The sequence below is a fragment of the Kineosporia sp. NBRC 101731 genome (assembly GCF_030269305.1).
In the GTDB taxonomy this organism is placed as follows: Bacteria; Actinomycetota; Actinomycetes; order Actinomycetales; family Kineosporiaceae; genus Kineosporia.
This window is the reverse complement of the sequence record NZ_BSTC01000007.1, coordinates 68530-93973: the sequence shown is the minus strand read 5'-3', so window position 1 is coordinate 93973 and position 25444 is coordinate 68530. Positions and strand designations below refer to the sequence as shown.

Genomic DNA, 25444 nt, shown 5'->3' with positions numbered 1-25444 from the left:
CGGCGAGGCCGTGATGCTCGGGCTGTGAGAGCAACCAATGCCCGGACCGATCGCACCACAGATGCCGTTCTCATGGGCGTCGCCCTGGTGTGGGGCAGCAGCTACCTGGTGGCCAAAGGGCTCACCGCAGCAGCGTCCGTGCTCGTCGTGCTGTCCTTGCGTTATGTGCTTTCAGCGGTCGCCCTGGCGCTGGTGTGCCGGTGGACCCGGGTGAAGGCCTCCGGTACGAAAGAGGTCAGCGTCGGCGTTCTGCTGGGCTGTACCCAGGCCTGCGTGCTCACGTTGGAGACGTTCGGCGTCTCTGCGACCACAGCGACCAACGCCGGCCTCATCATCAGCCTGACCGTGGTCTTCACCCCGCTGCTGGACACCGCCTGGGGTCGCACCTCGCTGCCTGCACCCTTCTTCGCCGCCACTACCGTCGCGGTGGTGGGCGTGGCGTTGCTGGTCTCCGACGACGGCCTTCGGGCCCCCGGATGGGGAGACGGCCTCATGCTGGCGGCCGCAGCGGTCCGCGCGGTGCACGTCAGCCTGATCGGCCGCCTGACCGCCGCCCGCCGGTACAGCTCGCTGGTGCTCACCACGGTCCAGGCCGCGACTGGTGCTCTGCTGCTGTCCGTGGCCGCCGCACCGCAGCTGGGGGCGGCAGTGACCCACCTGCCGTCCGTCGCGTGGGCACAGTTGATCTACCTGGCTCTGGCCTGCACCGTCTTCGCCTTCCTGGCCCAGACCTGGGCCATCCGTCGCACCTCACCCAGCCGGGCCAGTCTGCTGATGGGCACCGAGCCGATCTGGGCCGTCGCCGTCGGAGTCCGCCTCGGCGACGAAAGCCTCACCGCAGTAGCGGCCTTGGGAGCCTGCCTGATCCTCGTCGCGACCTATTACGGCCAGCACGTCGAGCGCACCCACCGCATGGGAGCCAAGGCCACCGACCGTCCGGAGCCCGTCACATCCCAACCCGGCCAGTAACCCGATACCGAGTCGATGGGTATCGCGGTCAACGGCAAGAGCCTGCGGGGATCCATCACTGCACTGTGACCACCCCCCGTGATCATGCGAGACCTCCCCGGAGCTCCGGGGAGGTCTCGCATGATCACGAACTCAAAGAAGCGGGGCGGATCAGTGGGCCATCACCGGGGCCGCGTCCGGGTCGCGGACCAGGGCACCGTGCCGTAGGAGCACCCCGCTGATGACGGCTCCGGCGGCGAAGACGAAGGCGGCCCAGAGGAACGCGGTGGTGTAGCTCTCCAGGTAGGAGCCTGCCACCACGGCGGCATCGGCCGGGTTCTTGCCCACCAGGTACTCGTTCGCGGCGCTGGCGGCGACGGCACTGAACACCGCGGTGCCGATGGAGCCGCCGATCTGCTGGAACGTGTTGACGGCGGCCGAGGCCACACCGGCGTGGTCGGGGTCGACGCGGTCGGTGGCCGCGCTCATCGCCGGGGCGATGATCAGGCCGATGCCCAGTCCGACCACGATCAGGCCGGGCAGCACGTGACCGGCGTAGGAGCTGTCGAGCGCCAGCCGGGAGAACCAGACCATGCCGACGGCGGCGATCAGGAACCCGGCCGTGACCGGGACCTTCACCCCGATGCGCTCGACCAGGGCGGGCGAGGTCTGCGCGGAGAACATGATGCCGCCGATCATCGGCAGGAACGCCAGGCCGGTGGGCAGCGGCTCGTAACCCAGGATCGTGGTCAGGTAATAGGTGAGGAACAGGAACACCCCGAACATGCCGGCGCCGACGAAGGCGACCGACAGGAACGATCCGCCCCGGTTGCGGTCCAGCAGGACGGCCAGGGGCAGCAGGGGGGACGCGACCCGGGTCTGGGACCAGGCGAAGACCACCAGCAGAACGAGGCCGGCGACGATGAAGCCCAGCGTCTTCCCGCTGGTCCAGCCATCGGTCTCGGCGCTGGCCAGACCGTAGACCAGGGAGACGAGGCCGGCCACGCTCAGGACCGAGCCGGCGATGTCCAGACCGGCGGCGTCCTCGTCGCGCGGCTGGCGCGGCAGCAGCAGAAAGCCACCGGCCAGGGCGATCACAGCGATGGGCAGGTTGACGTACAGGCACCAGCGCCAGGACAGGTACTCGGTCAGCGCACCACCGAGGATCAGGCCGATCGCGCCGCCGGCCCCCGACAGGGCACCGAACACGGCGAAGGCCCGGCCCCGCTCGTGCGGGTCGGTGAACGTGGTGGTGAGCAGCGACAGGGCCGCGGGAGCCAGCAGCGCCCCGAAGACCCCCTGCCCGGCCCGGGCCCCGACGAGGAGGCCGAACGTGGTCGCGGTGCCACCGAGCGCGGACGCCCCGGCGAAGCCGACCAGACCCACCATGAAGGTCGTCTTGCGACCCACCAGGTCACCCAGGCGTCCACCGACCAGCAGCAGCGACCCGAAGGCGAGCGCGTAACCGGTGACGACCCACTGGCGGCTGTCGTTGGAGAAGCCGATGTCCTGCTGGGCGGTGGGCAGGGCGATGTTCACGATCGTGGCGTCCAGCACCACCATCAGCTGGGCCAGACACGCCACGGCGAGGATCCACCAGCGGGTGGAATGGTGCTCTCCGTGCGCAGTTCCGGCCTCGGTGGCCTTCATGCTGGTGGCTTCGGGTGTCGGGGGCATCGAGTCTCTTCCGGGGGTGAGGAATGCATCATCTTCGGGGGTCGGGCGCCGGCCGACCGAGGAACGACTCCGGTCCCGGACAGGGCTGAACTTCAGCGACGGTCCGCCTGTCGACGCGAAGGCCTTCTCCTGGCAGAACGGGCCGGGGCATCACCAGAATGGGTGTGGCGAATCGGGCGACAACGACACCCCACACCCGTGGACGTGACGCTCCGTGGTGGCCGCCGGTGCGAACGCAGGACATTGGGGGCGGGTTTCGGCGCGGTGACCCTGGCCGGGTCGCTTCTTGGGGGCGGTAGGGAAGGACCGAGCAAATGGGCCCGTGTCGCACGCGTGACCGGGGCGCAGAGATCAGTACGCTCGCCGCGTCAGAGACTCCGGGAGGGATCACATGGCTGCGTTCGACAAGCGTGATCGGGTCATTGCCACCGCCGATCTGAGCGGCGTACTTTTCGCTGCCGTGCGGCGAGGTGATCCCGGCACCGTGATCCTGGTCGATGAGTCACCCGGGAAGGCCCACTCGTTCACGGTGAAGTTCGACAACGGCGAGATCGTCCAGGTACGCGAGGAAGATCTTTACGCCGAGAAGTAGCACGTCAACCCAGTAGCCAGAGTCCGTCAATTCTCTTCCGCAGAATCACTTCCTGCGGCCCCAGCGCAGAATTCGGAGACCGGCGTCTCAGGTCGGGGTGACCTCGAAGGCCTTCCACATCGCCGCGTAGCGCCTCTGGGCGGCGACCAGCTCGTCGTGGCTGCCGATCTCGGCGATCCGACCGCCGTGCACGACCACGATGCGGTCGGCCGTGCGCGCGGTCTGGAGGCGGTGGGCGATCACCACCGTGGTGCGACCGCGGGAGACCTTTTCCATCGCGGCGTTGACGCTGGCCTCGGTGATCAGGTCGAGGTTGGACGTGGCCTCGTCCAGCAGCAGGATCGCCGGGTCGACGAGCTGGGCGCGGGCCAGGGCCAGGAGCTGGCGCTGGCGCTGGCGCTGGCGCTTGACCAGGGTCGACTTGCCCGCGCCGGTCTCCCCCACCAGCGCCACGGTCTCCCCCGGGGCCAGGCGAAGATCGATGCCGCGCAGGGCTTCCGGCGGCGGGAGGACCGCCGGTTCTGGCCCGGCCGTCCGCGCGTCCATCGGTCCCCGGCGCCGGGTGCGGCGGGCAACGCACCGGGGGTAGGCGAAGTGCACCTCCTCCAGATCGACCCGGCCCGACGCCCGCCCGGGATGCACCGGGGTCGTGGTGTTCGGGGTCAGCGTCGGCGTGCGCATCAGCTCCCCGATCCGGGCGCCGAGATCGTGGTCTGCTGCCAGGCGTCGAAGACCTGCGCAAGTTGCTGGATGGGTGAGAAGAACAGGTCGATGTAGAGGACGAAGGCGATCAGCGCCCCGTTGGTGAGGCGGTCGTCACGGATCATCCCGGCCCCCACCCCGAGCACGATGACCCCGGCGACCCCGGCCAGGAACTGGCTGAACGGGAAGTACATCGCCGACAGCCGCTGGGCCCCGGACCGGGACTCCAGATATTCCCGGTTGAGCTGCTGGAAACTGTGCACGGTGGTCTCGGTGTGCCCGAACGCCTGGGCCTCACGCACACCCGAAAGCCTTTCCTGAAAGCCCGCGTTGACCATCGAAATCAGGTCACGGGCCTCGTTGTACACCACGTTGGCGCGACGCCGGAACAGCACCGTGGCCACGGTCAGGGGTGTTCGTGTAGAGACAGATTCGCCGTCGTCGCCGAACCAGGCGAAACCTTCTGCGCCGAGCCGGTAGTTGAGGATCACCAGGACGACGTCGTCCCGCGCGAATCGGCTTCCGTCGTAGCCACCGACGGAGCCCGCGCCGCTGGTCGATGATCCACCGTGGATGAACACCAGGACCAGATGACCAGTTCCGGTCGCCGGGGCCCAGATGTTCAGATTCAGGTAGTCGTCACCGGAGACGGTTTGCCGGGGCAGCAGTTCGGCCGGAGGACCGGCCCCGGCCACCTGCGGTGCAGTGGCCACGAACCGGGTGGCATCGCGCACACCCGTCCAGCTGCGGCGGCGGGCGGTCAGTTTGCCCCGCAGGTCGCCGACCGGCGGCTCGGCGTAGCCGATTCCGAGGAAGCGGCGTACCCCCCTCGTCCATCACGACGTCGGCCGGCTGCCCGCACGTCGTGGTGACCGTGACCTGTTCCACACACACCTTTGATCTCGCCGTTGGCGTCCATGTCTTCCGGACCAAGCTTTCGTTGATACCCCGGACAACCCGACTCGCAATCAACCGCAAGGTCAGTGTGACGACTCGTCAGCCATCACGGCGGGCCAAGTTCCAGGCATGAACAAACCGGGCAAACTGCGCGGTCGGCGCGCTAGTCTTGTTGATCATCACGCGGAGGTTGGCCACATGCTCTCACTTCGGTCCCGATCGACACTGCTCGCCGCCATGGTCCTGCTGCCCGGCCTCACCACGGCCTGCGTCAGCACCGGCAGCAGCGAACCGTGTGTCATCGGAGTGAATTACGAAGGCATGCTCTACCTTGAGCAGTCCATCGTTTCCCAACGGCCCGGCCCCCTCGTGGGCACCGCCGTTGAACGCTTCTGTGAATCGGGGAACGACTCACAGGAGGAGACCGCTCCATCATCATTTGACGCCCATCAACTAGGTGAAGTGGATCCGAAGTACGCCATCCTGGTCATCGGCGCTCGCGCAGCCGGGAGCAAGGCTTCATCAGGCACCGTGTTCTCCATCCCGCAGGACAAGGTGCCGGCCGACGTCTGGGCGGAGATTCAGGCGCTGGCCGGATAACGGATCGCCCCCACTAGCAAACCCCCGGTGATCGATCTCTCGCCAAGAGGGATCGGGTGTCCATGATCCATTTCCGGGATATTCTCATCGCCAGGTGTCGCCGGGATTTCGGCTAATCGTCCGGCCGCGATGGAACGCGTTTCGCCGGAGTATTTTCCACGGAAGGAAGTACCACCTGTGGTGATCTTCAGGCCTGCCCTCCAGCTCCGTCGGCGGGCACTTCTGGTTGGGGGTTCGCTGGTTCTGGCGGCCGGGGCAATCCTGGTTTCCTCGCAGGCCAGCACCGCCGCGGTGACCGCCGACGACTGCGACCTCTCCGAGGAGGAGACGATCACCGTCGAGGACCTGCCCGAGGGCTCGTCAGCGATCGAGTGTGAGGCGGTCGGCCTCGTGCTCCGATCCGGCGATGTCGGTGTCACTGTTCCGGCGCCGGGCGAGGCCGCCGGGGTCGAGGCCCTCTCAGAAGACGGCATCCAAGGCTTCCAGATCGAGGTCGCCGCCGACGGCACGGTGACCTACCCCGAGGAGACTCCGGGGACAGAAGACAGCGATGAGTTCAGCACCGCCGCTGTAGGCCCGTGAGACGACGGCGCCTACAGCACTAACGATCTTAAGGAGTACGGCACCTACGACTGGTATGTCGGCGACGGCGGAATGCCCGGTGCACTGACCAAGGACGAGGCACGGGCCGCGTTCGCCGACGCGATCAACAACATCACCGGCAGCACCACCAGCTGCAGCGACTACTCAACCGACACGGTCGATGCCAAGTCGCAGTACCAGGGCCTAACCACATACGAGACCGACATGAATGCCAGTGGTGACTGCACGAGTCGGGATGGTGAAAGTACCTGAGATGCTGGCGATCTGCCGTACGAGACGCGGGGTCAAACCTGCTACTGGTCAGTGCCCTCCCCTGGGATCAAGAATGACCTTCTCGAGGCCGACGTCCGCTACAACACCAACGATCACAACTTCACCAACAACGGTGCCTCCGGCAGCTGTTCGGCGCAGTACGACGTCCGATCGGTCGGTACCCACGAGGCCGGTCACGTGTTCGGGATGGGCCATGTGGGCAGCGGTCACGACAACCTGACCATGTACACCAAGTCCTTCTACTGTGACACCAGGGCCCGCACTCTTGGCAAGGGTGACGTGCTGGGTCTGCGCAGTATCTACTGATCCGCACTGGGGAGGGAGCAACAGCTTGAACCGAAAGCTATTGGTGATCGCCGCACTGGGTCTGACGTTGACCGGGAGCTCCGGCACTGCCCTCGCGGTGGCCGCCGTCCAGGGCGAACCGGCCCCGAACGTAGTCCTGGCCACACCGGTCCAGGCCACCCGCACCTACGCCGCCGGGCCAGAAACCACGTATCAGCTCTACAAGAAGCCGTACTCGCACATCACTGGCGGCCATGCCGAAGTGGATCCGATGGTGGCGATCGTACCGGACCAGGCCAGGTCCTACGACGCGCTGGTCACCATGTCCTTCCGGTACAGCACCAAGGGCAGCGGGCCATTCACCGCCGACGTCAACGTGGACACCAAACTCGGCGTCTCCGACGATCTGCCGACTTTGCCGAAAAGCGCCGCACCCATCACCCCCAGCAGGAAGAGGCCTCCAATTCAACCCAGTTCGTGGTCCGCTCGCTGAAATTCGGCACGACGTATCGGTTTCAGCCGATGGTCGAAACCAGGGTGCCAAAGAAACCCGGAGAGAACCGGATCACCTCGTCCGGTGTGGTCCTCACCGTGCAGTTCACCCCGAGGAGCTGACTCCAGGTCGACGATCGCCTGTTGCGGATGGGCGGCCACCCACGGTGGCAGACCGGCCGCATGCATCGATTCGAACCGTGCGACAGCCTCTTTGCGCTCCACGGAACTCCCACCCTCTCCAACCGCACCGATCTCAAGACAGGTGAAGCACCATAGACCGGGGCCGGGACTCCCTCACCGCCCCCCTGCGACCTCGACCCGGCCCCACGGGGTGGGCTGCGCGGCCAGGACAGCGACGGCCTCGGCCCAGGCCGGGTCGTCGGGATTCAGGGCACTGCGCAGGTAGGCCCACACGAGCGCCCGCACGGCAGCCACGCGTTCAGGGTTCTCATCGCTGGTCTCACCCGCGTCATACCCGGAGACACCACCGAACATGTGCTCGGCCCCGAACAGGTTCAGCAGCGTCTTGTTCACGCCCTGACACACCGGACTCCGGTGGTACGCGTCGGCGCGCCAGTTCTCCTGCTCGCTGAACACCGGTCACGGTCATCCCGGCGAGCAGGCTGACGGTGTGACCACCCAGCGAGTGCCCGACGGCGGCGATCCTGCTGCGGTCCACGCGGCCCGCCAGCCCCGGCACCACTGTTTCGATGTCGCCGAGACGATCGAGGACGAACCTCAGGTCCTGCGCCCGCGAGCGCCAGAACAGCGGGCCCCCGGCGGCGGCGTCGTCGCGCAGCCCCAGGCCGGTGAAGTCCAGGTGGCTGGGTTGCAGGACGGCGAAACCGTGTGCGGCCCAGAAGTTCGCGAGGGGGCCGTAACCGTGCAGGGAGGCCAGGAAGTTGGATGCGCCGTGGCCGTGGGAGAGCAGGATGACGGGCAGGTTCTCACCGGTCGCGGGCGCGGAGACCTTGATCTCCAGGGGTACCGGGCGGCCGGGGACGGTCAGTGTCACGGGGCTGAAGGTGACGACGGGCAGGGCGGCGTTGACGGGCAGGCCGGCGGCCTCGGTGAAGGGGGTGCTCATCGCGGTTGTCCTGACGGGTCGTGGGCGCGGGAGATGGAGATGTTGAAGGTCGCCGTCCCCAGGGCCCCGACGGTCGCGAAGAACAGTGGGGCGGCGTGCTCGGTGGCCAGGGCGGTGTCGATGCCACCCAGATCCAGGATGCTGTCGTGCGGCCAGCCCAGATCGGCCAGTAGGCCGGTGACCGCGGTCTTGGCCTGGGCGTCGTCACCGCTGACGAACACGGTCGCCTGGGGCACGGAGGCCAGCGGGTCGACCATGACGGTGACATTCATGGTGTTGAGCGTCTTCACCACGCGCGCTCGCGGGAATCGGGTCTGGATCTGCTGACCGACGCTGTCGCCGGGGTAGGCCATCGTCATCTGCGGGGTGAAGGCAGCCGAGGGGTCGAGCACGATCTTGGCGTTCAGGACGTCTTCGCCGATGTCTTCCAGGGTGCTGACCACGTCGGTGCCGGGGATGGCGGTGATGACCACGTCGGCGGAGGCGACGGCCTCGCGCCGGCTGAGGATTCCCGGTTCACCGGCACGGGTTCGCGATCCGAGGACCACCTGGTGACCGGCGGCGGCGAGCCGGGTCCCGAGGGCCGTACCGACCTTACCGGTGCCGAGAACTGCTATTTTCATTGACTTTTCCCTTGGAAGAGACTGGCCGCGAGGAGAAGGGATCACCAGGGGACGACGCCTGCGTCCTCGAAGAAGCCTCCGGTCGGTCCGTGGTCGGGGAGGGTGGCCAGGCGGATCGCGGTCGCGGCTCCTTCCTGAGGGCTGCGCACGCCGCGGAATCCGTTGAGGTCGGTGGCGACGAATCCCGGGCAGGCGCAGTTGATGAGGATGTTCGTGCCGGCCAGTTCCTGCACGTATTGCAGGGTCACGGCATTCAGGAAGGTTTTCGAGGGGGCGTAGGCCACGGCGACGGGGCCGGTGGTGGTCTCGCTGCCGGGCCCGGACTGACGGGTCAGGGAGCCGACGCTGCTGGACATGTTCACGATCCGCGGCGAGGGGGCCTGGCGCAGCAGGGGCAGCATTGCGTTGGTGACCCGGATGACGCCGATGACGTTGGTCTCCACGACCGTGCGGATGATGTCGGGGGCGACGGTGCTGGGCTGCTGCGGGTGCCCGCCGGTGATCCCGGCGTTATTGACCAGGGCGTCCAGGTGGCCGACCCGATCGGCGATCAGTTCGGCGGCCGCGGCGACGCTGTGGTCGTCGGTCACGTCCAGCGGGACGGAGAAGGCGTCCACGCCGGTGGCCCGCAGCCGGGCCACCGCCGCGTCCCGGCGGACCTGGTCCCGGGCGCCGATCCCGACGCTCCAGCCCAGCGCGCCCAGGCCCGCCGCAATCTCGTAGCCGATGCCCTTGTTCGCGCCCGTGACCAGGGCGGCCTTCGTTTCACTCATGTCTCGATCGTGCGGCCGGGCCGGGTCAGGGGTCCAACACCGCCTGGGTCAGGCGCGATACCGCCACGGTATTGCCGGCCGGAGGCGGGCGTAGGCTGAGGCGGTGGAGACCAGGGAACTGCGGTACTTCGTCGCCGTGGCGCAGGAGTTGCATTTCGGCCGGGCCGCGCAGCGCCTCGGCATGGCCCAGCCACCCCTGTCCCGGGCGATCAGCCAGCTCGAACGCCGGATAGGCGTCACCCTGCTACAGCGCGACAGCCACTCGGTGAGCCTGACCGCGGCCGGTGCCGTGCTGCTGCACGAGGGCCGCGCCGCTCTGGACGCGATGGAGGCCGCCGAGCACCGCACCCGGCGCGCGGCCCAGGCGGCCGCCGGGCGGCCCAGCATCGTCCTGGTCACCAAGGCCGGTGCCTCCAGCGAGCTCCTGGCGAAGCTGCTGCACGCCTACGCGGCCGAGCCCGGGTCGATCCAGGTCGACGTCATGCTCTGCGGGCCCGGCGAGCAGGGACGCCTGCTGGCCGGCGGCCGGGCCGACGTCGCGATCCTCCACCGGCCGTTCGACGACATCACCGGTTTCGACACCGAAGAGCTCCTCACCGAAGGGCAGGTGGCGGTGCTCCCGGCCGGGCACCTGCTCACCACCCACCCGAGCCTGCGCCTGAGCGATCTGGACGACGTGCCGGAGCTGCCCCGACCGCGCTGGCCCGCCCCCGACGGCTCCTACCCGCCCGGGCCCGGTCCCGAGGTCCAGAGCCACGCCCAGCTCCTGCAGCTCATCTCCCTGGGCCGCACACTGATGGTGTCACCGGAATCCTGCCGGTCGCAGCTGCGCGACGACACGGTGGCCGTTCCCCTCGTCGACGCGCCGAAGGTCACCACGGTGATCGCCTGGCCACCCAACAGCCGTTCCCGTGCGGTCGCCGACCTGGTGCGAACTGCCGTCCGGCTCTGAACTCCTCCCCGGACCAGAGTCCTGATACTCGGCGAAATGGTCTGACTTTCAAGACTTTTCGCGGTGGAGCGAACCAACGGCGATGAGTCGCACCGACCGCCTTCGACAGCTTCCGTCACGACGCTTCTTGTCGCCGGGTGAGGCGCACGCTACATTTGTTCGAACCGGTTCGACGGTGAAAAGGTGCTCATGGGCCCGACCATTGCCGATGTGGCCAGAGTCGCGGGAGTCTCCCGCAGCACGGTCTCGTACGCGCTGTCCGGCAAGCGCAGCATCTCCGACGAGACCCGACAGCGGATCCTTGACGCCATCCAGAGCCTGGGATTCACCGCCAACGCCGGTGCCCGGGCCCTGGCCACCCAGCGCACGATGGTGCTCGGCCTGCTGCTGCAGTTCGAACCGGACGAGTTCGCCCCGGCCATGCTCCAGTACGTCATGGCCGTCACCGAGACCGCTCGCCGGAAGGGCTACGACATCCTTCTGGTGACCGACCACGACGGGCCGGCCGCGCTCCGGCGGATCACCGACTCCGGCATGGTCGACGGTGTGGTGCTGCTCGACGTGCTGCACGACGACCCCCGGCTACCGGTCCTGCGGCAGGCCCAAGCGCCCGCGGCGACGGTCGGACTGCCCGGCGACAGCGAGGGACTGGACGTCTACGACCTCGATTTCGGCGAGGCCGCCCGCCAGATCATCGATCACCTCATCGATCTGGGCCATCACGAGATCGTCCTGATCACCCCGCCCGAGCATGTGTTCGCCCGGGGCGGCGCCTACAGCTGGCGCTTCCGCGACGCGGCGGTGGAGCAGGCGGCCCTGCGCGGCGTGCGGCTGATGGTCCATCACGGCGAGGCCGACCCGTCCCGCATCCCCTCCACCGTCAACGGCATCCTCGATGCTCACGAGGCAGCCACCGCCCTGATCGTGCACAACGACGCGACGGTGGCCATGCTCCCCGCGGTGCTCGGCGTCCGTGGTGTCGCGGTCCCCGGTGACCTGTCCGTGGTCAGTCTCTACTCCGCGGACTTCGCCCGGATGTTCTCCCTGCCCTACACCTTCGTCGAATCCGCCCCGGGCCTTCTCGGCCGGTCGGCGGTCGAGGCACTGGTACGACGGATCGACAATCCCGGGGTGATGGACCGTTCCGTACCCCGGTTCATCGTCCCGCACCTGATCGATCGAGGATCAACCCACTGAACCGTCCCGCCCGGGCGGGATCCAGCCGACACGTCGTCGAACCGGATCGACGATCCCGGTCGCGCGCTTCAGCTCGCACCGTTTCCGGTGGACCTCCGCGAACCGATTCGGTACGACGAGAGTGCCCTTTTTGCAGATAGTTCCACACCGTACAGCGCAAAAGACCAACAACGTGGTGCCCAATATCCTCAGCTGGCATGCCCTTCCCGGTGACCCGGCCGTGGACGCCGCCAACGCCCGAAGCGCTCTGAGTGCCCGCGGCCTGACCGTCTCCGGCCTGGACATCAACGAGTACGGCGCCTACGGCGCCGAACAGCAGCCAGGCCTGACCGCCTGACCATCCGTTCCCGGCGTGGTTGCTCTCCGGCCGCGCCGGGCACCGGATGGACCGCGATCCACCGTCCGCGCCAGGATGACCGGGTTCAAGTCTCTCGAGCGAGCTGCCGAGAACATCCCGAGCCCTGATCGGAGGCGCCGGGACCGTGCCCATCTCACCACCTGTACCGGAGCGATCGTCGCCGGCCACCCTGCTGGTCGCGGCGCGCTCGGCCATGCTCGGCTCCGACCTGGACAACGCGCAGGCCCGGGCCCGGCAGGCCGAGACACTGGCCGAGGCCGTAGGCGACCAGCTGATGCGAGCCCGGGCCGTCGCCATGGTGGCCCGGGTCTTACATCTGCGCAACGAGATGGCCGACGCCCTGACCCAGGCGCTGAGGGCGATCAACCTGTGCGAGGAGGTGGACGACCTGGCCTCGGCCGCCCAGGCCCACGAGGTGGCGGCCCGGATCTTCCTGGACATCGGCGAGATGGCCCCGGCCCTGGAAGAAGGCCTGGCCGCGACCAAGGCCGCCGAATCGAGCGGGGATCTGACCGCGAGCGTGTCGGCCCTGCGGGCCATGACCAACATCTACGCCGCCCTGCGCCAATGGGACACCGCTCTGGAGTTCGGCGAAAAATACTGCGAAAAAGCCCATTTACTGGGGCACCCGGCAGACGAATGCGTTGCCCTGGCCACCGTCGCCTACGTCTACGCCGCGATGTCCGCCGACGCGACCGACCGGGGCGAGACCGAGCGGGCCCGGGCCTGGGGCGAGCAGAGCGTCTCGTTGTCCAGGACGGCCATGCTGACGTCCCGCGAGTCGGGCAACCGACTGAACGAGAACACCAGTCTGGGCAACCTCGCCGAGATGCTGTCGGACATCGGCCGGCCCGAGGAGGGACTGGAGCTGCTCGACAGCTGGACGGTCGACCCCGCCCTCGACACCGGGAACATGATCGCGCACCACCGGGAGGCCCGAGGGGCCGTCCTCGTCGGGTTGGGACGTTTTCGCGAGGCGGCCGACCTGATGGCGCTGGGGGTCGCCGAGGCGCCCACCCGGCAGTACGAGATCTCCGCCTCCCGATCGCTGGCCATGGCCCTGGAGGAACTGGGTGATCTGCGCGGTGCCCTGGACGCCCACAAGCGCCTGTTCGTTCTGGTCACCGAGCAGATCTCCGAACAGGCCCAGCGCGCCGCGAGCGTGGCCGCCGTGCGGCTGGAGACCGTCCAGGCGCAGGCCCAGGCCGCGATGCTCCGGATGCAGACCTCCGACCTTCAGCGCACGAACGAAGACCTCAACCGCCACTCCGAGGACCTGCGCCGCCAGGCCCTCGAAGACCCGTTGACCGGTCTGCCCAACCGCCGCCGACTGGACCAGTTGCTGGCCGCCGACCTGCGGTCGTGCTCACTGATCCTGCTCGATGTCGACCACTTCAAACACGTCAACGACACGCACACGCACCTGGTGGGAGACGCGGTCCTGCGCGAACTGGGCAATCTGCTGCGTGCCAACTGCCGCGACGGCGATACGCCCGCACGTTTCGGGGGCGAGGAATTCGCCTTGGTCATGCCGGACATCCCGCTCGACGGGGCACTGGCCACGGCCGAGCGGGTGCGGGCCGCCGTGCAGAACCATGGATGGGCGGCCCTGTCTCCCGGGTTGAAGGTCACGGCCAGCTTCGGGGTGGCCCTGGGCACCGAGGCGGACACCAGTATCGAACTGCTGGCGCTGACCGATCACCGCCTGCTCCAGGCCAAGGCACTCGGTCGCAACCGGGTCGTCGGCCCCTGAGGAAGCGGTCGGCGAGAATCGTCGGCGTTCAGAGGCCAGGGTCACGCCCGATGGGTCATGGGCAACCGGTTGTCGTACGGCGCTGCGTCCCGGGCGATGTGCTGGACGGTCCGCACGAAGGCAGCCACGGCGGTGGAGCGTGAGGCGGCCGGCCAGGCGAGCGTCAGGGTGGCCGGCTCCAGCTCTTCCACCGGACGGTAAGCGATACCGGGCCGGGCAAAGCGTTCGGCCAGCCAGACGGGAAGGAACCAGACCGCGCTGCCCACCTCGACCAGACTGAAGATCCGCGAGTGCGATCCGGTGTTCGGTTTCGGCCAGGACACGTACGCCGAGCAGGCCGTGATGACGGCCCGGGCGGCCAAGCCGTCCGGTCTCTCGTTCGCCGAGGCCGCCGGATTTCCCATCCCGGTGGAGACGGCCGACCGCATTCTGGAGGATCTGAACGCCCGACCCGGGCAGAGCATCCTCATCAACGGTGCATCCGGTGGCGTGGGAACGGTCCTGATCCAGATCGCCCTCCACCGTGGGCTACGAGTCATCGGGCTGGCCGGCGCAGGCAACCAGGACCACCTGCGCTCATTCGGAGCCGAGGCCACCACGTACGGCAACGGTTTTCAGGAGCGGGTCCGCCGTCTGGCCCCCGGGGGCATCGATCTGGCGGCCGATCTGGCCGGCAACGGCGTCCTGCCCGAGCTGGTCGAACTCACCGGGAGAGCCGATGCTGTGCTGGCGATCGCGGACTTCGCCGGTGCGGCCCGCCACGGTGTGCGGGCCTCTGGCCGGATGCGTGATCCGGTGAACGCATTCGTCCAGGCAGTAAGTTTTTTCGAGATCGGCGCCCTACGGCTTCCCGTCGGGAGGAGCTTCGGGCTCGCCGATGCCGGAGCGGCCCAGGCCGTGGTGGAAGCCGGGCACGCGGCCGGGCGGACCGTCATCGTGATGGACTGACGAATCCACCGTCGCGCGTCGACCTGCTCTGACATCGACCTGCCCTGGTCAGGGCGACCAGGGCAGGTCGCGAACCTCGACCGTCCCGCCGTCGGCTGCCGCCCGCTCCACCGCCAGGGCGATGGCGTGATCGTGGCTGGCCTGTGCCAGCGGATACGGCGCGGGACCATCGCCCTGTGTCCAGGCAGCCATCGCCACCATCTGGGTGAGGATCGCGATCTCCTCGTCCGGTAGCCGTAGCCCGATGAACGGATTGGTCCACAGAATGTGCGCGTCCAGGGCGATGTACTCGCTGTCGTAGCCCTCGAGGTCGAGGTCGTAGCCGCTCTGGTGGCGCAGTAGGGGCGACGTCAGCACGCGCCCGTCCCAACGAATCACGCTCTCGTCGTTGATCTCGCCGTGACTTCCACGCACCAGCAGCCGGCGCGCCCGCAACCGGTTGTGCCATTGGTTGTCGGTGAAGTCGTACAGCCCCGACCGGCCCGGCCCGAAGTCGAGCGTGGCGATGGTGGTGGTCGCGGCGTGCGGCCCCATGTCGTCCCTCAGGCCCGCGCGCGTCATCGGGTCGAGCAGTTCGGCCGTCGACGTGGAGGCACGGACCTGAACGTCGCTGAGGCCGACGCCGAGGAACCCGCGCAGCAGAGCGATGGCGTGGTACTGATGGGTGGACGAGACATGCACGGACGACGGTGTGCCGATCAGTCCCCGGCGCGTGGCCTCCAGGCGAGCGGCATGCATGGGCATCAACGGGTACTGTTCCGCGACCTGGACCAGCCCGCTCTCCCCCACGCGTCCCCAAAGATCTTTCAGTGCTGCTAGATCCGGCGCCGGCGGGGTCTCACTGAGGACGGCGACACCGGCCTCGACCAGCTGCTCGACGACTGCCGGATTGGCCTGCCAGGTGACCGAGCTGATCACGAAAGCCGGATCGGTCACGGCAAGGAGTTCCTCCACCGTCGCGAAGACGGGAACACCCCAGCCCAGTTCACGCGCCCGCTGCGGATCCCGGGACACCACACCCGCGACCTCCAGGACCTCGGGCACGAGCCGGGCCAGACGGACGAAGAAGCCTGCCCGCCATCCCGTGCCGACCACGCCGCACCGTACGGGTTCGTGCCTGGACTCGCTCACCGTGTTTCCCTTCGGATCAGTACCCGGTACAGGTGGCCCGTTCCATGAGGTCCGCAAGGAACCGGAAGGACCGAGCCACCAGCCCCTGACCGGTCACCGTACAACGCGATGCGTTCGGTGCCACGGCAACCGGTCAGCGGTACGACGAGCGCTCGTCCAGCCCCATCGGGGTAACAGGCGGAACGATGTACGACCTACCAGGTGAGCCCATCCAGATGGTGACGACCGGCCAGAGACCAGTGATGCGGTGCTGCGCCGCCTCGCGCGCCTCGGCCTGGGGATGGTGTGCGTAGAGCGCGAGCTCGACGGACATGTCGTAGAAGTTCAACCGCTCGCGCAGATGCTCGCGCTCGAACAACTCCGGATACGCGCCGCGCAGCCACCCGGGAACGTCTGCGAGTGTCCTTTCATCGAGGCCAGTTTCGTGGGGTGTGGGTGGGTACTCCCGCGCCCTGGCACACCAGCGCAGGAGCGTGTCGAGCTCGGCATCGACCGGCTGGGCCAATGCCTCCGCGAAGTCGACGATCCCGGTGACACGCCCTTGGTCGACGATCACGTTGGATCCATGAAGATCACCATGCACCAGGACCAGCTCGTCAGCGGCGAACAACGCCAGCCGCTCCTGGACCCAACCGGCAACCTCCGCGAGCAGACGCGGGTCGTGACCGGGCCGTCGACCGGCAGCCTCGACCTGCTGCAGCGTGGCCCTCACGACGGGCGCGTGGAACGCAGGCTACGGCCCGCCACCGAGCGCGCCCGCCAGCCAGGGCGGCAGCAGATCGGCCGGGACCCGTATGCGGTGAAGAGCGCGCAACGCCGTTCCGAGGCTTTCGATCATCGCCCGGCGCGTGGCCGGGTCCGCCGTCGGCCACCCTCACCGACCCACGCGCGACTCACCCACCCAGCCTTGAGATGAAAGCGCCCCGTGGCCGGCAGGCCCGCAGCCTCCAACGTCCGCAGCAGCGCCGGGTCCTGCGCCGGGTCCGCGTCAGTCACGCATCCGGGCCAGCGCCGAGCACAGCTGACGATGCGCGGACAGTTCCTCCTCCACCGGCCGCAGGACGACGTCGGCAGCGAGCTGGCTGATCCGGCCCTCGAGCCGGCGGCGCGCTTGCCGGGCTCGCCGGCGGGCTCCGGTGCGGGCGAAGATCCCGCCGACCTGGGCCAGGAAGAATCCGCTCACCAGCCCGAGCACCAGCAGAAGGGTCGGCACCGGGATCCGCTCCCAGCGCGGTAGCGGCGGCTGCGGCAGTTGCAGCCAGGCCACGACGAACAGCATTCCCAGCCAGACGAGCCCGGTGACCGCTGCGGCCAGGAGCAGCCATTGCACAGTTCCGGTCACCCGCCACCAGTGCGGACGCCGGCCCAGGCCGAGGTCGGTGCCCGCCACCGCCCGATCGAGCAGGTCGGGCATCTGGTCCTGGGAACTGGTGGCGGCCCGGCGGATCGCCTGCGGCCACGGCTGCGGCAGCCCGGACGCAGCGCGATCACTGATCCGCCGCAGCGCATTGTCCACGTGAGCGCGTTGCAGGGCCGAGGGCCCCGGCAACGAGGTGCGCACCAGTTCTGAGGGTTCGTCGCGCAGCCTCAGGCGGCGGGCCGGGTCCAGACGCAGGCGTGAGGTCCAGGCGGTCACCGGCCAGCCGGTGGCGCGCCGGGCCCGCAATCGGTAGGCCCCGGCCACGGCCTCGCTCACCGCCTCCGCACCGGCTGCCGCGCTCAGCGCGTCGGTGAGTGAGGCGCGGTCGGCGGCCGTCACGGCCTGGTTCGTCGCGCCGGCGCAGATGTCGTCAAGACGTTCGGCCATCGCCGCCAGGTCAGCCGAGAGCCGCTGCACGGCAGCCTGTTGGGCGGAAACATGACGGGCCAGGACGGCTCGGAGGGCCTGGATGCCTTCACCGGTGAGAGCCGAAGCGGGCAGCACCGTCGCTGCGGCCAGCCCTTCCGACTTGAGAAGGGCTCTCAGGTCGTCCAGACACCCGGCGCCGGCCTCCGGTGGGAGGCGGTCGATCTGGTTCAGGACGACGAGCATGATGTCTGCGTGCGCGGCCAGCGGCGCCAGGTACCGCTCGTGCACAGCGGCATCGGCGTACTTCTGCGGATCGAGGACCCAGACCAGCAGGTCCACCCGCTCGACCAGCCTCTCGGCCTCCAGACGGTTACCGCGCTGCACCGAATCGACGTCGGGAAGGTCCAGCAGGACCAAACCCTCGAGCTCGGCATCGGTCTGCGCGCCCAGCACATGGCGGCGGGGCACCTCCAGCCAGTCCAGCAACAACGTCGCGTCGTCCTGGCCCCAGACCGCCGCGTGCGCCGCCGCGGTGGTCGGGCGGCGTATCCCGACCTGCGAAAGGGGTTCGCCCACGAGCGCGTTGAACAGCGAGGACTTGCCGCTACCGGTGGCCCCGGCCAGCGCGACCACCGTGTGTGCCTCGCCGAACCGCAGCCGGTCACCGGCCTTGGCCGCGATCTGCTCGGCTCCGGTCATCAGGTCCGGATCGAGGCGCTCGTGCGAGAGCGTGATCACCTCCTGCAGGGCCTCGAGCCGCTCGGCGATTCCGGTACGCCGTCCGGTGAGCAGCATCAGATCCTTCCCCGGGTGCTCAGGGGAAGGGTGGCCGCGATCGGCGAAGAGCCAGGTTCGACGGTCACTGACGCGCCCGGGCGCGTCAGTGACCGCATGGATCGGCGCGCCTTCTCGAAGGTCTCCAGATCTGTACGCAACCCCAGCGCGGAGTCCAGGTCGGGTGCGGCGCCGTCCACCACGTCCACGAACCGCTGCTGTTCGCTCGCCAGCAGAAACTCCACCCGCTCAAGAAGGTCGGCGCGGGCCCGGGCGGCGAGCGTGCGCACGGCGCTGTCACCGAACACGGCCTCGAGCACCTTCTGACCGGCCGCCGACGTGCCCCCGGCGACCAGGAACTCGATCCCGCTCAGTCCCCCGGTCTGGGCGAACACGGCCAGCATGAGCACCAGCCCCGCGCCGTTGGTGCCGAAGGAGGCCAGCCGGGCCATGGAGCGTTTCTGCCCGCCCTCGGCGGCCACGAGGTCCAGAACACGGCCCTGCCAGGCCCGGATCTCGTGCTCCAGGGCGGCTTCGAACTCGCCGGAGGTATGCCCGAGGGCCGGTGCGTGATCAGCCAGCAGGGCCCGCCCCGAAGGGCTTTCGCGCCAGGCATCGACGGTGCGCTCGGCTGCGCGCTCGGCGGCCGAACGCAGCAGCGTCTGCACGCTGCTCTCCAGGGCCTCCTGCACGGGCGCGGTCGGCGCGCGCCGACCGGTGAGGAAGGCGGTGACCCGGTCGCGCAGGCGCCCCACGCGCTGTTCCAGGTCGCGGGTCAGCTGCCCGGTCCCGACGAATTCCTGCCAGCGGCTCAGGACCTCGCCCCGCAGCACACTGCCGCTGCGGATGCCGTCGTCGAACTCGCGCACCGCGTCGGCATAGAAGCCCTCGGCCGCATCGCGCAGCAACGCGGCCGCCGCCAGTTGCTCGTCGACCTCCCGGGCCAGGGACGAGACCCGCGCGCGCAGGCTCTGCAGAGCACCGTCCAGGGTGGTCCGGATGACCTCGGCCCGGGCGTCGGCGTCGCCCGCGAGACGATCCAGCCACGCCCGCAGCGGTGCCACGATGTCCTCCGGCAGCCGGTCGTCGGCGCCGTGCAGACCCGTCTCGGGAATGGCGAACAGGGTCGCCCGGGCCAGGCCGTTCTGGTCGAGCATGGCCGCCAGGTGGGAGCTGATCTCGCGCAGACCCTCCGGGGGCACCCGGTTGATCACCACCGCCAGCGCGGTGCTGCGCTGCTGCGCGGTGTGCAGCAGTTCCCAGGGCACGGCATCGGCGTACCGGGCGGCGGTGGTGCAGAAGATCCACAGGTCGGCGGCGGCCAGGAGCTGTCCGGCCAGCTGGCGGTTCTCGGCCACCACCGAATCGATGTCGGGGGCATCCAGCAGAGCCAGACCGGCCGGCACGCCGGCGTGGGCGACCACGTGCAGACTGCGCCCGCCGCCCTGGCTACCGTCGCCGCTGGTGCGGGCCAGCTCCGGCAGGATCCGGTCTTCGCTGAACCAGTTCAGGTCTTGCGGGCTGCACACCAGCACCGGTCCGCGGGTGGTCGGGCGCAGCCATCCCGCCTTGGTGACGTTGTCGCCGATCAAGGTGTTGACCAGGGTGGACTTTCCCGCTCCGGTGGAACCCCCGACCACGGCCAGGAGCGGAGCGTCCAGCTGCCGCAGGCGGGGCAGGAGGTAGTCGTCCACCTGACCCACGAGCTCGGTCTGCGCCTGCCGGGCGTGATCGGCCCCGACGACGGGCAGGTCCAGCCGGAGGCCACTGATGCGCGGACGCAGCGCTTCCAGCGCCTCGGCCAGGGAGGGGACGGTCATGGTGCTCATCATGAGCGGCCGCCCTGATTGCACCACTGCAGCCGTCAACCTGCGCCGACACCGATACCGGCCGGCCGTGGCGCCCGGTGGACCAGGTGGATCCCCCCAGGCTGCGAAGACCCCCACCTCGACATCTCAGCGTGCGGTCCGGACCGGGTCTGTGACAGTAGGGCCACAGACCAAAAGCTGTGCACGGTATGAGGTCTCTCCCCGCTGGGACCTAGCTCGCCACATTGCTGCACGCCGGAACCGGGCGCTGCGGGCTCCCGACCGGCGCCGGAGCCCGGCGAGACGTCGTGCCGGAATCCACAGACCACCACCGCCGCCGGACCGCGAAGGACACCTGATGCACCATCGCGCAGATCAAGAACCCCTCCCGGTCATCCTTCTCGTGAGCGACAGCCCACACGACTCAGGGGTCCGGGACGGAACGAACGCGGCGTGCGCTCTGACACCGGCTGCGCGGTGCAATGTGAAGGTGGCCGCGGACGGCACCCAGGCCCTGCAGTTGCTGCAAGGACAGGAAGATCAGCCTCCGTTGCAGCCGACCATGATTCTCCTGGATCTGAGGACCCGCGAGATGAACGGGTTCGATTTCCTGATCCATGTGCGGGCCGACCCCGCGACCCGTGACCTACCGGTGAAGATGCTGAGCACCATCACGGCCCAGACCTCCCCCGAGATCGTGCTCAGTGGCCAGGAACCCCTTCCTGACCACACTGCTCCCCGCCCTCGCACCAGCCAGGAACTCCTGCGCGGCCTGCACGCACTCGGCGCCACCTGGCTCAGCAACTCCTGGGCCGCCACCGATGCCGGAGCACAGAGCCCGGACGAGCTGTTCGCTGCTGCCCCGAAGGTCACCCGGGTGCCGGAACCACCGGTGAAAGGCGCTGCCTGAAACGGCCCCTCAGGGCTCTTCCCCGAAGCGCCGGCAACAACGCGGCCGGAGGCTCAGGTTCACTCTCAAGCGACCGGCAGCCACGGACGATGACACCGGGCGATGGCAGATAACCGTGATCCAGAGACGAGCGACCCCACCGAACGCCGCTCCGGTGTCCGGGGCCGGTGGATCGCCCAGCTGATCGTGCTCGGTGCCGCCCTGGCCGCCGTGGTCGTCCTCCAGGAACGTCTGTCCGGATATCCCTGGCACCGCCTGAGCGACGATCTGGGCGCCATCGGCGCCGGCCCGGTGCTCCTGGCCGTGCTGGCCACGTCCGCCTCGTACGCGATCATGGTCTGCTACGACGCGATGGCCCTGACCTACGTCGAGCACGCGATGCCGCCCCGGCGCTACGCGGCCGCCTCGTTCGTCGCCACCGCCTTCGGCAACACCCTGGGGGCCTCGGCCATCGTCGGGGCCGCTCTACGCGCCCGGCTGTACTCGGCCTGGGGCCTGCCCGCCTTCGCGATCACCCGGGTCGCCGCCTTCAACCTGATCACGCTCAGCCTGGGCAGCTCGGCCCTGGTGGCCGTGGGCCTGGGCTGGGCGCCGGCGCTGGTGCTGGACTGGCTGCCGTTCGGCCGACCGGTCGCGCAGCTGCTGGCCGCCGCGCTCACCGCGGGCGTGCTGGCCTACCTGGCCTGGTGCGGGCGCGGCAAGCAGCCCGTCACCATCCGCAGCTGGCGCCTGGACCGGCCCACCCGCACGATGGCACTCACCCAGCTGGCCGTGTCGGTGATCGAGTGGCTGACCATGGCCGTGGTGCTGTTCGTGCTGCTGCCCGCCGGGCACGGCCTGGGCTTCTTCCCGTTCGCGGTGCTGTTCGTGCTCGCGACCACCCTGGGCCTGCTCAGCAACGTGCCGGGCGGCCTGGGGGTCGTCGAGGCCGTGCTGGTACTGGCCCTGACCGACAGCTCCGACAGTACGTCGTCCACCGGTCTGGTCACCGCGCTGGTGGCCTACCGCCTGATCTATTACCTGCTGCCGCTCGGTCTGGCCGCCGTCGTGCTGGCCGTGCTCGAGGCCCGCCGTGACTCCGACCGCACCCACACCCTGGTGCGCGTCGCCGACATCCTGACCCCCTCGGTCATGGCGCTGCTGCTGATCGTGTTCGGCGCGCTGATGATCATCACCGGTCAGGTGCCGGGGGCCTCGGGCAGTTCGCTGAGCACGTTCGTGACCAGCCTGGGCGGCGTCGGCGTGCTGGTGCTGGCACGGGGTCTGCACCGCCGGCTCCAGGGGGCCTGGGGACTGACCATCATCGCCCTGCTGGTGTTCGCGGCGACCCACCGCACCCGGCTGGCCGTGGCCGCCGTCGTCCTGACGATGTTGCTGGTGCTGGCCCGCCGGGTGTTCCGGCGCACCACGTCGCTGCTGAGCGACCCTCGGGGCTGGGCCTGGCCACTGGCCGTCACCGGGATCGCGACGGCGCTGGTGTGGTGGCACGACGCCTCGCTGTCCGAGAGCCTCGGCGACCGCACCATACCGGCCATCGTGACCGGAGATGGCTCCTCCTCCACCCGGCTGGTACTGACCGCGGGCGTCCTCGTGCTCATCGCGGTCGCCATCCGCCTGCAGCGACCCGGCCCGGGCCCGCTGATCGCCTCCGCGCAGGATCTGGAACGGGCCGTTCCCGTGATGGAACACTCCAGTCACGGCAACGCCTGCCTGATCTGGACCGGCGACAAGCGAATCCTGTTCTCCGAGGCGGGGAACGCCCTGCTGATGTTCCGGGTCGAGGGCCGTAGCTGGGTCGTCATGGGCGACCCGGTCGGAGCCGAGGACGAGTTCGACGACCTGATCTGGCGCTTCCTCGACCTGGTCAACAGTCGCGCCGGCCGACCCGTCTTCTATTGCGTGCGTGACGATCTGGTCGATCTGTACCGCTCGCACGGGCTGCTGCTGAACAAGCTCGGCGAGGAGGCCATGATCGGTCTGCCCGACTTCACCCTGACCGGATCGAAAAATTCCAAGCTGCGCAGCGAGTGCCGGGCCAGCACCAAGGCCGGCGTGAGCATCGAGATCCTCGAGGGTGAGGCCCTGCGGGCCGTGCTGCCTCAGCTGCGGGAGGTCTCCGACCAGTGGCTCGCCAAGCACAATACGCGCGAGAAATCATTCTCACTGGGCGCGTTCGAGGAGGACTACGTCTCCCGGTTCCCGGTCGCGGTGGCCCGAACCGAGGACGAGGTGGTCGCCTTCGCCTCTCTGTGGACCAGCGGCTCCCGGCACGAGGTCAAGGTCGACCTGATGCGCCGCCGGCTGGATGCGCCCCGCACGGTCATGACCCACCTGTTCGTCGAGTCCATGCTGTGGGCCCAGGAAAATGGCTACGACACGTTCAATATCGGGATGGCTCCGCTGTCGGGGATGCGCACCGACGGGCCGTTCTGGGAGCGGGCCGGGCACCTGATGTGGACGCACGGGGAGCACTTCTACAACTTCCAGGGCCTGCGCCAGTTCAAGGAACGCTTCAACCCCAGCTGGGAGACCCGCTACGTCGCCTCGTTCGGTGGCCCGGCCCTGCCCGTCGTGATGCTCGACGTCGCGGTGCTGGTGGCCGGAGGCCTGCGGGGCATGGTGCCGCACCTGCACCGGATCCCGTCCGGCATTTCCCGCCCGTCGCCGAAGGTGCTGGTGGGTGCCGACCAGGCTGACCCCGGCCGCTCCGCGTGAGCCTGCGCGAGTCACCCCTCGTGGCCGTCGAACGACGCCTGATGGCAGCGGTGGCACGCCATGCGGCCGGCCGGGGAGCCGTCGTGGTGAATCGCCCGGTCCTGCCGAACACTCTGCACGGTCGATCTTTTCCCCTCTTCGCCGTCCGCACCGGCCCCCGCGGGCGCACACCCGTGCTCTTCGTCCCCGGCGGCCCGGGCCTGGCCTCGGTGATCCCCTACCTGACCCTGCGCCGCGCAGCCTCCCGACAGGGCCTCGACGTGATCATGGTCGAGCATCGTGGGGTCGGCCTCTCCCGCCGGGACGACACCGGCCATGACCTGCCGGTCGCCGCGATCACGGTGGAGGCCGCCGCCGACGACCTGGCCGCCGTGCTCCAGGCCTGCGCGGTGCCGCAGGCGGTCGTCTACGGCAGCTCGTACGGCAGTTACCTCGCGCAGGTCTTCGCCGCTCGGCATCCGGACCAGGTCGCGTCCCTGGTGCTCGACTCACCGCTGCTCTCGGCGAAGGACGACCTCGCGGACGTGCGCGCGTACCGGCGTCGGCTGCTGTGGGGGTGGGGCGACGAAACCCTCATGAAGGACGCAGGTCACCAGGACGTCGCCGGCACCCGGGAGGGTGCCGGACACGGGGAGAGGCCGGACCGGGTTCGCCCGGGCGACGGGGGCGACCCCGGCCCGACCCGGCCTACTCTTTCAACTGCCTCAGCCCCCTCAGCCCCGCCGGCCCTGCCCACGGCCGTACGGAACGCGGCCGCCGCCGGGGTCCCGATGCCGCAGCTGAGCCGCGTGGTCGAGGTGGTGTACGAGTTCGCCGGCCCGGACGCGCTGCTACGACTCCTGCGGGCCGCTCACCCCGCCCGGTCCGCAGCGGTTGCGACGCAGCCTGTGGCTGCTGCCCAGCCTCCGCAAGCAGGCCGGCCCCGAGGGGCGGTCCGGGCCCGGCTGGTGTTCCGGTTGATCGCCCGGTCCGGCCGGCTCGAGGGTGCGGGCACACCCCACATCATGGAGCCCGACCTGGTCAGCGGCATCGCCTTCGCCACCCTCGGGTTCGGCCTGCCTCCCGACGGCGCCCCGCTCGACCCGCAGCTGCATCTGGCCGACCTGGCCCCTCGCAGGCCGGGTTTCACCGGGGATCCGATCGACCTGAGCGAGCACCTGACCCACTTCACCAAGCCCCTGGTAGTGATCACCGGCGAACGCGACCTGCGCACACCTCGCCCCGTCGCCGAGCGCATCGTGGCCCTGGCCCCGCACGCCGTGCTCGTCCCGATCGCCGACCTGGGCCACAGCGCCCTCGACAGCCACTACCTGGCCGCCATCCACATCGCCCGGGCACTCGCCGACGGACGGGCCGACGACCTCCGTCCGCCCCGCACACACCGAACGTCCGCCCAGGGCAACCCCTCCGCCCCCTCTCCCCTGCTCGTCCTGGCCGCCCTGCCCCGACGCGGACCGGCGGCACTCCTGCGCCCGCTCCTGCGAACAGCGACGTGGGGCGTGTCCCGTGAGCGGACCCAGCCACGACATCAGTGACGGGACAGGCCTCTACGCC

Annotated in this window: 24 protein-coding genes and 3 pseudogenes; 15 read left to right on the top strand and 12 right to left on the bottom strand. The window is 69.4% G+C overall.

What is annotated here, in order from left to right; translation table 11 throughout:
* Positions 1–24 precede the first annotated feature (24 nt).
* Positions 25–969 carry a DMT family transporter gene (locus QSK05_RS20515; RefSeq protein WP_285598877.1) on the top strand — a complete coding sequence of 315 codons (945 nt, stop codon included), beginning with the start codon at positions 25–27 and terminating at the stop codon, positions 967–969.
* Positions 970–1119: 150 nt separating this feature from the next.
* Here the strand turns inward: QSK05_RS20515 and QSK05_RS20510 are convergent, their stop codons facing one another.
* Complete coding sequence (locus QSK05_RS20510; RefSeq protein ID WP_285598876.1) at positions 1120–2625, bottom strand: MFS transporter; 1506 nt, start codon at positions 2623–2625, stop codon at positions 1120–1122.
* Between the two features lie 391 nt (positions 2626–3016).
* On the opposite strand from QSK05_RS20510, the gene QSK05_RS20505 reads away from it, so the two are divergent.
* On the top strand, positions 3017–3217 hold the full coding sequence (locus tag QSK05_RS20505) for a hypothetical protein (RefSeq protein ID WP_285598875.1): 201 nt from the start codon (positions 3017–3019) through the stop codon (positions 3215–3217).
* An 87-nt stretch (positions 3218–3304) separates the two neighbouring features.
* Here QSK05_RS20505 and QSK05_RS20500 read toward each other — a convergent pair.
* The 3 genes and pseudogenes from QSK05_RS20500 to QSK05_RS20490 all read right to left on the bottom strand — a co-directional run.
* Positions 3305–3847, bottom strand: a pseudogene (locus QSK05_RS20500) (ATP-binding cassette domain-containing protein); the annotation flags it as partial.
* Positions 3848–3897: 50 nt separating this feature from the next.
* Entirely contained in the window at positions 3898–4287 is a 390-nt protein-coding gene (locus QSK05_RS20495) for an ABC transporter transmembrane domain-containing protein (protein WP_352302106.1), read from the bottom strand.
* Positions 4288–4368: 81 nt separating this feature from the next.
* Positions 4369–4740 (bottom strand): annotated as a pseudogene (locus QSK05_RS20490) (carboxylesterase family protein); the annotation flags it as partial.
* Positions 4741–4945: 205 nt separating this feature from the next.
* Between QSK05_RS20490 and QSK05_RS20485 the strand changes: the two are divergent.
* From QSK05_RS20485 to QSK05_RS20465, 5 genes are all read left to right on the top strand, one after another.
* Entirely contained in the window at positions 4946–5416 is a 471-nt protein-coding gene (locus QSK05_RS20485; protein ID WP_285598873.1) for a DUF6281 family protein, read from the top strand.
* Positions 5417–5545: 129 nt separating this feature from the next.
* Positions 5546–5998 carry a hypothetical protein gene (locus QSK05_RS20480; RefSeq protein WP_285598872.1) on the top strand — a complete coding sequence of 151 codons (453 nt, stop codon included), beginning with the start codon at positions 5546–5548 and terminating at the stop codon, positions 5996–5998.
* A 72-nt stretch (positions 5999–6070) separates the two neighbouring features.
* Entirely contained in the window at positions 6071–6271 is a 201-nt protein-coding gene (locus QSK05_RS20475) for a hypothetical protein (RefSeq protein ID WP_285598871.1), read from the top strand.
* Between the two features lie 51 nt (positions 6272–6322).
* Positions 6323–6598: a matrixin family metalloprotease gene (locus QSK05_RS20470; RefSeq protein ID WP_285598869.1), complete on the top strand. Its 276-nt coding sequence runs from the start codon at positions 6323–6325 to the stop codon at positions 6596–6598.
* 25 nt (positions 6599–6623) lie between these two features.
* The gene (locus tag QSK05_RS20465) at positions 6624–7070 is read left to right on the top strand and encodes a hypothetical protein (RefSeq protein WP_285598868.1); all 447 of its coding nucleotides are present in this window, start codon (positions 6624–6626) and stop codon (positions 7068–7070) included.
* Positions 7071–7366: 296 nt separating this feature from the next.
* Here QSK05_RS20465 and QSK05_RS20455 read toward each other — a convergent pair.
* From QSK05_RS20455 to QSK05_RS20445, 3 genes and pseudogenes are all read right to left on the bottom strand, one after another.
* Positions 7367–8159 (bottom strand): annotated as a pseudogene (locus QSK05_RS20455) (alpha/beta hydrolase family protein).
* On the bottom strand, positions 8156–8782 hold the full coding sequence (locus QSK05_RS20450; protein ID WP_285598865.1) for an NADPH-dependent F420 reductase: 627 nt from the start codon (positions 8780–8782) through the stop codon (positions 8156–8158). Before QSK05_RS20450 ends, QSK05_RS20455 begins: the two are co-directional and overlap by 4 nt.
* Before the next feature lie 41 nt (positions 8783–8823).
* Positions 8824–9555 carry an SDR family oxidoreductase gene (locus QSK05_RS20445; protein ID WP_285598864.1) on the bottom strand — a complete coding sequence of 244 codons (732 nt, stop codon included), beginning with the start codon at positions 9553–9555 and terminating at the stop codon, positions 8824–8826.
* 103 nt (positions 9556–9658) lie between these two features.
* Here QSK05_RS20445 and QSK05_RS20440 point away from each other — a divergent pair, with 103 nt between their 5' ends.
* The 4 genes from QSK05_RS20440 (at position 9659) to QSK05_RS20425 (ending at position 13815) form a co-directional block, all read left to right on the top strand.
* Positions 9659–10507, top strand: coding sequence for a LysR family transcriptional regulator (locus QSK05_RS20440; protein ID WP_285598863.1), 849 nt, complete (start codon positions 9659–9661; stop codon positions 10505–10507).
* A 189-nt stretch (positions 10508–10696) separates the two neighbouring features.
* A complete protein-coding gene (locus QSK05_RS20435) occupies positions 10697–11704 on the top strand; it encodes a LacI family DNA-binding transcriptional regulator (protein WP_285598862.1) in 1008 nt (335 codons plus the stop codon).
* A 175-nt stretch (positions 11705–11879) separates the two neighbouring features.
* The gene (locus tag QSK05_RS20430) at positions 11880–12041 is read left to right on the top strand and encodes a hypothetical protein (protein WP_285598861.1); all 162 of its coding nucleotides are present in this window, start codon (positions 11880–11882) and stop codon (positions 12039–12041) included.
* A gap of 145 nt (positions 12042–12186) precedes the next feature.
* Positions 12187–13815: a GGDEF domain-containing protein gene (locus QSK05_RS20425; protein WP_285598860.1), complete on the top strand. Its 1629-nt coding sequence runs from the start codon at positions 12187–12189 to the stop codon at positions 13813–13815.
* Between the two features lie 41 nt (positions 13816–13856).
* On the opposite strand, the gene QSK05_RS20420 is transcribed toward QSK05_RS20425, so the two are convergent.
* Positions 13857–14138 carry a type 2 periplasmic-binding domain-containing protein gene (locus QSK05_RS20420; protein WP_285598859.1) on the bottom strand — a complete coding sequence of 94 codons (282 nt, stop codon included), beginning with the start codon at positions 14136–14138 and terminating at the stop codon, positions 13857–13859.
* Here QSK05_RS20420 and QSK05_RS20415 point away from each other — a divergent pair.
* Positions 14116–14763: a zinc-binding dehydrogenase gene (locus tag QSK05_RS20415; RefSeq protein WP_285598858.1), complete on the top strand. Its 648-nt coding sequence runs from the start codon at positions 14116–14118 to the stop codon at positions 14761–14763. The two genes, QSK05_RS20420 and QSK05_RS20415, sit on opposite strands and share 23 nt — an antisense overlap.
* A 48-nt stretch (positions 14764–14811) precedes the next feature.
* Here QSK05_RS20415 and QSK05_RS20410 read toward each other — a convergent pair whose 3' ends face one another.
* The 4 genes from QSK05_RS20410 to QSK05_RS20395 all read right to left on the bottom strand — a co-directional run bounded on the left by QSK05_RS20410 (position 14812) and on the right by QSK05_RS20395 (position 20277).
* A complete protein-coding gene (locus QSK05_RS20410) occupies positions 14812–15894 on the bottom strand; it encodes a Gfo/Idh/MocA family protein (RefSeq protein WP_285598857.1) in 1083 nt (360 codons plus the stop codon).
* 133 nt (positions 15895–16027) lie between these two features.
* Positions 16028–16606: a phosphotransferase gene (locus QSK05_RS20405; protein ID WP_285598856.1), complete on the bottom strand. Its 579-nt coding sequence runs from the start codon at positions 16604–16606 to the stop codon at positions 16028–16030.
* A gap of 276 nt (positions 16607–16882) precedes the next feature.
* Positions 16883–18478, bottom strand: a complete 1596-nt coding sequence (locus QSK05_RS20400; RefSeq protein WP_285598855.1) for a YfjP family GTPase — start codon at positions 18476–18478, stop codon at positions 16883–16885.
* Entirely contained in the window at positions 18478–20277 is a 1800-nt protein-coding gene (locus QSK05_RS20395; RefSeq protein WP_285598854.1) for a P-loop NTPase family protein, read from the bottom strand. Before QSK05_RS20395 ends, QSK05_RS20400 begins: the two co-directional genes overlap by 1 nt.
* Before the next feature lie 478 nt (positions 20278–20755).
* Between QSK05_RS20395 and QSK05_RS20390 the strand changes: the two genes are divergently transcribed.
* From QSK05_RS20390 to QSK05_RS20380, 3 genes are all read left to right on the top strand, one after another.
* Entirely contained in the window at positions 20756–21175 is a 420-nt protein-coding gene (locus QSK05_RS20390) for a response regulator (RefSeq protein WP_285598853.1), read from the top strand.
* 102 nt (positions 21176–21277) lie between these two features.
* On the top strand, positions 21278–23890 hold the full coding sequence (mprF, locus tag QSK05_RS20385) for a bifunctional lysylphosphatidylglycerol flippase/synthetase MprF (RefSeq protein WP_285598852.1): 2613 nt from the start codon (positions 21278–21280) through the stop codon (positions 23888–23890).
* Positions 23891–23973: 83 nt separating this feature from the next.
* A complete protein-coding gene (locus QSK05_RS20380) occupies positions 23974–25425 on the top strand; it encodes an alpha/beta hydrolase (RefSeq protein ID WP_285598851.1) in 1452 nt (483 codons plus the stop codon).
* The last annotated feature ends 19 nt before the right edge of the window (positions 25426–25444 follow it).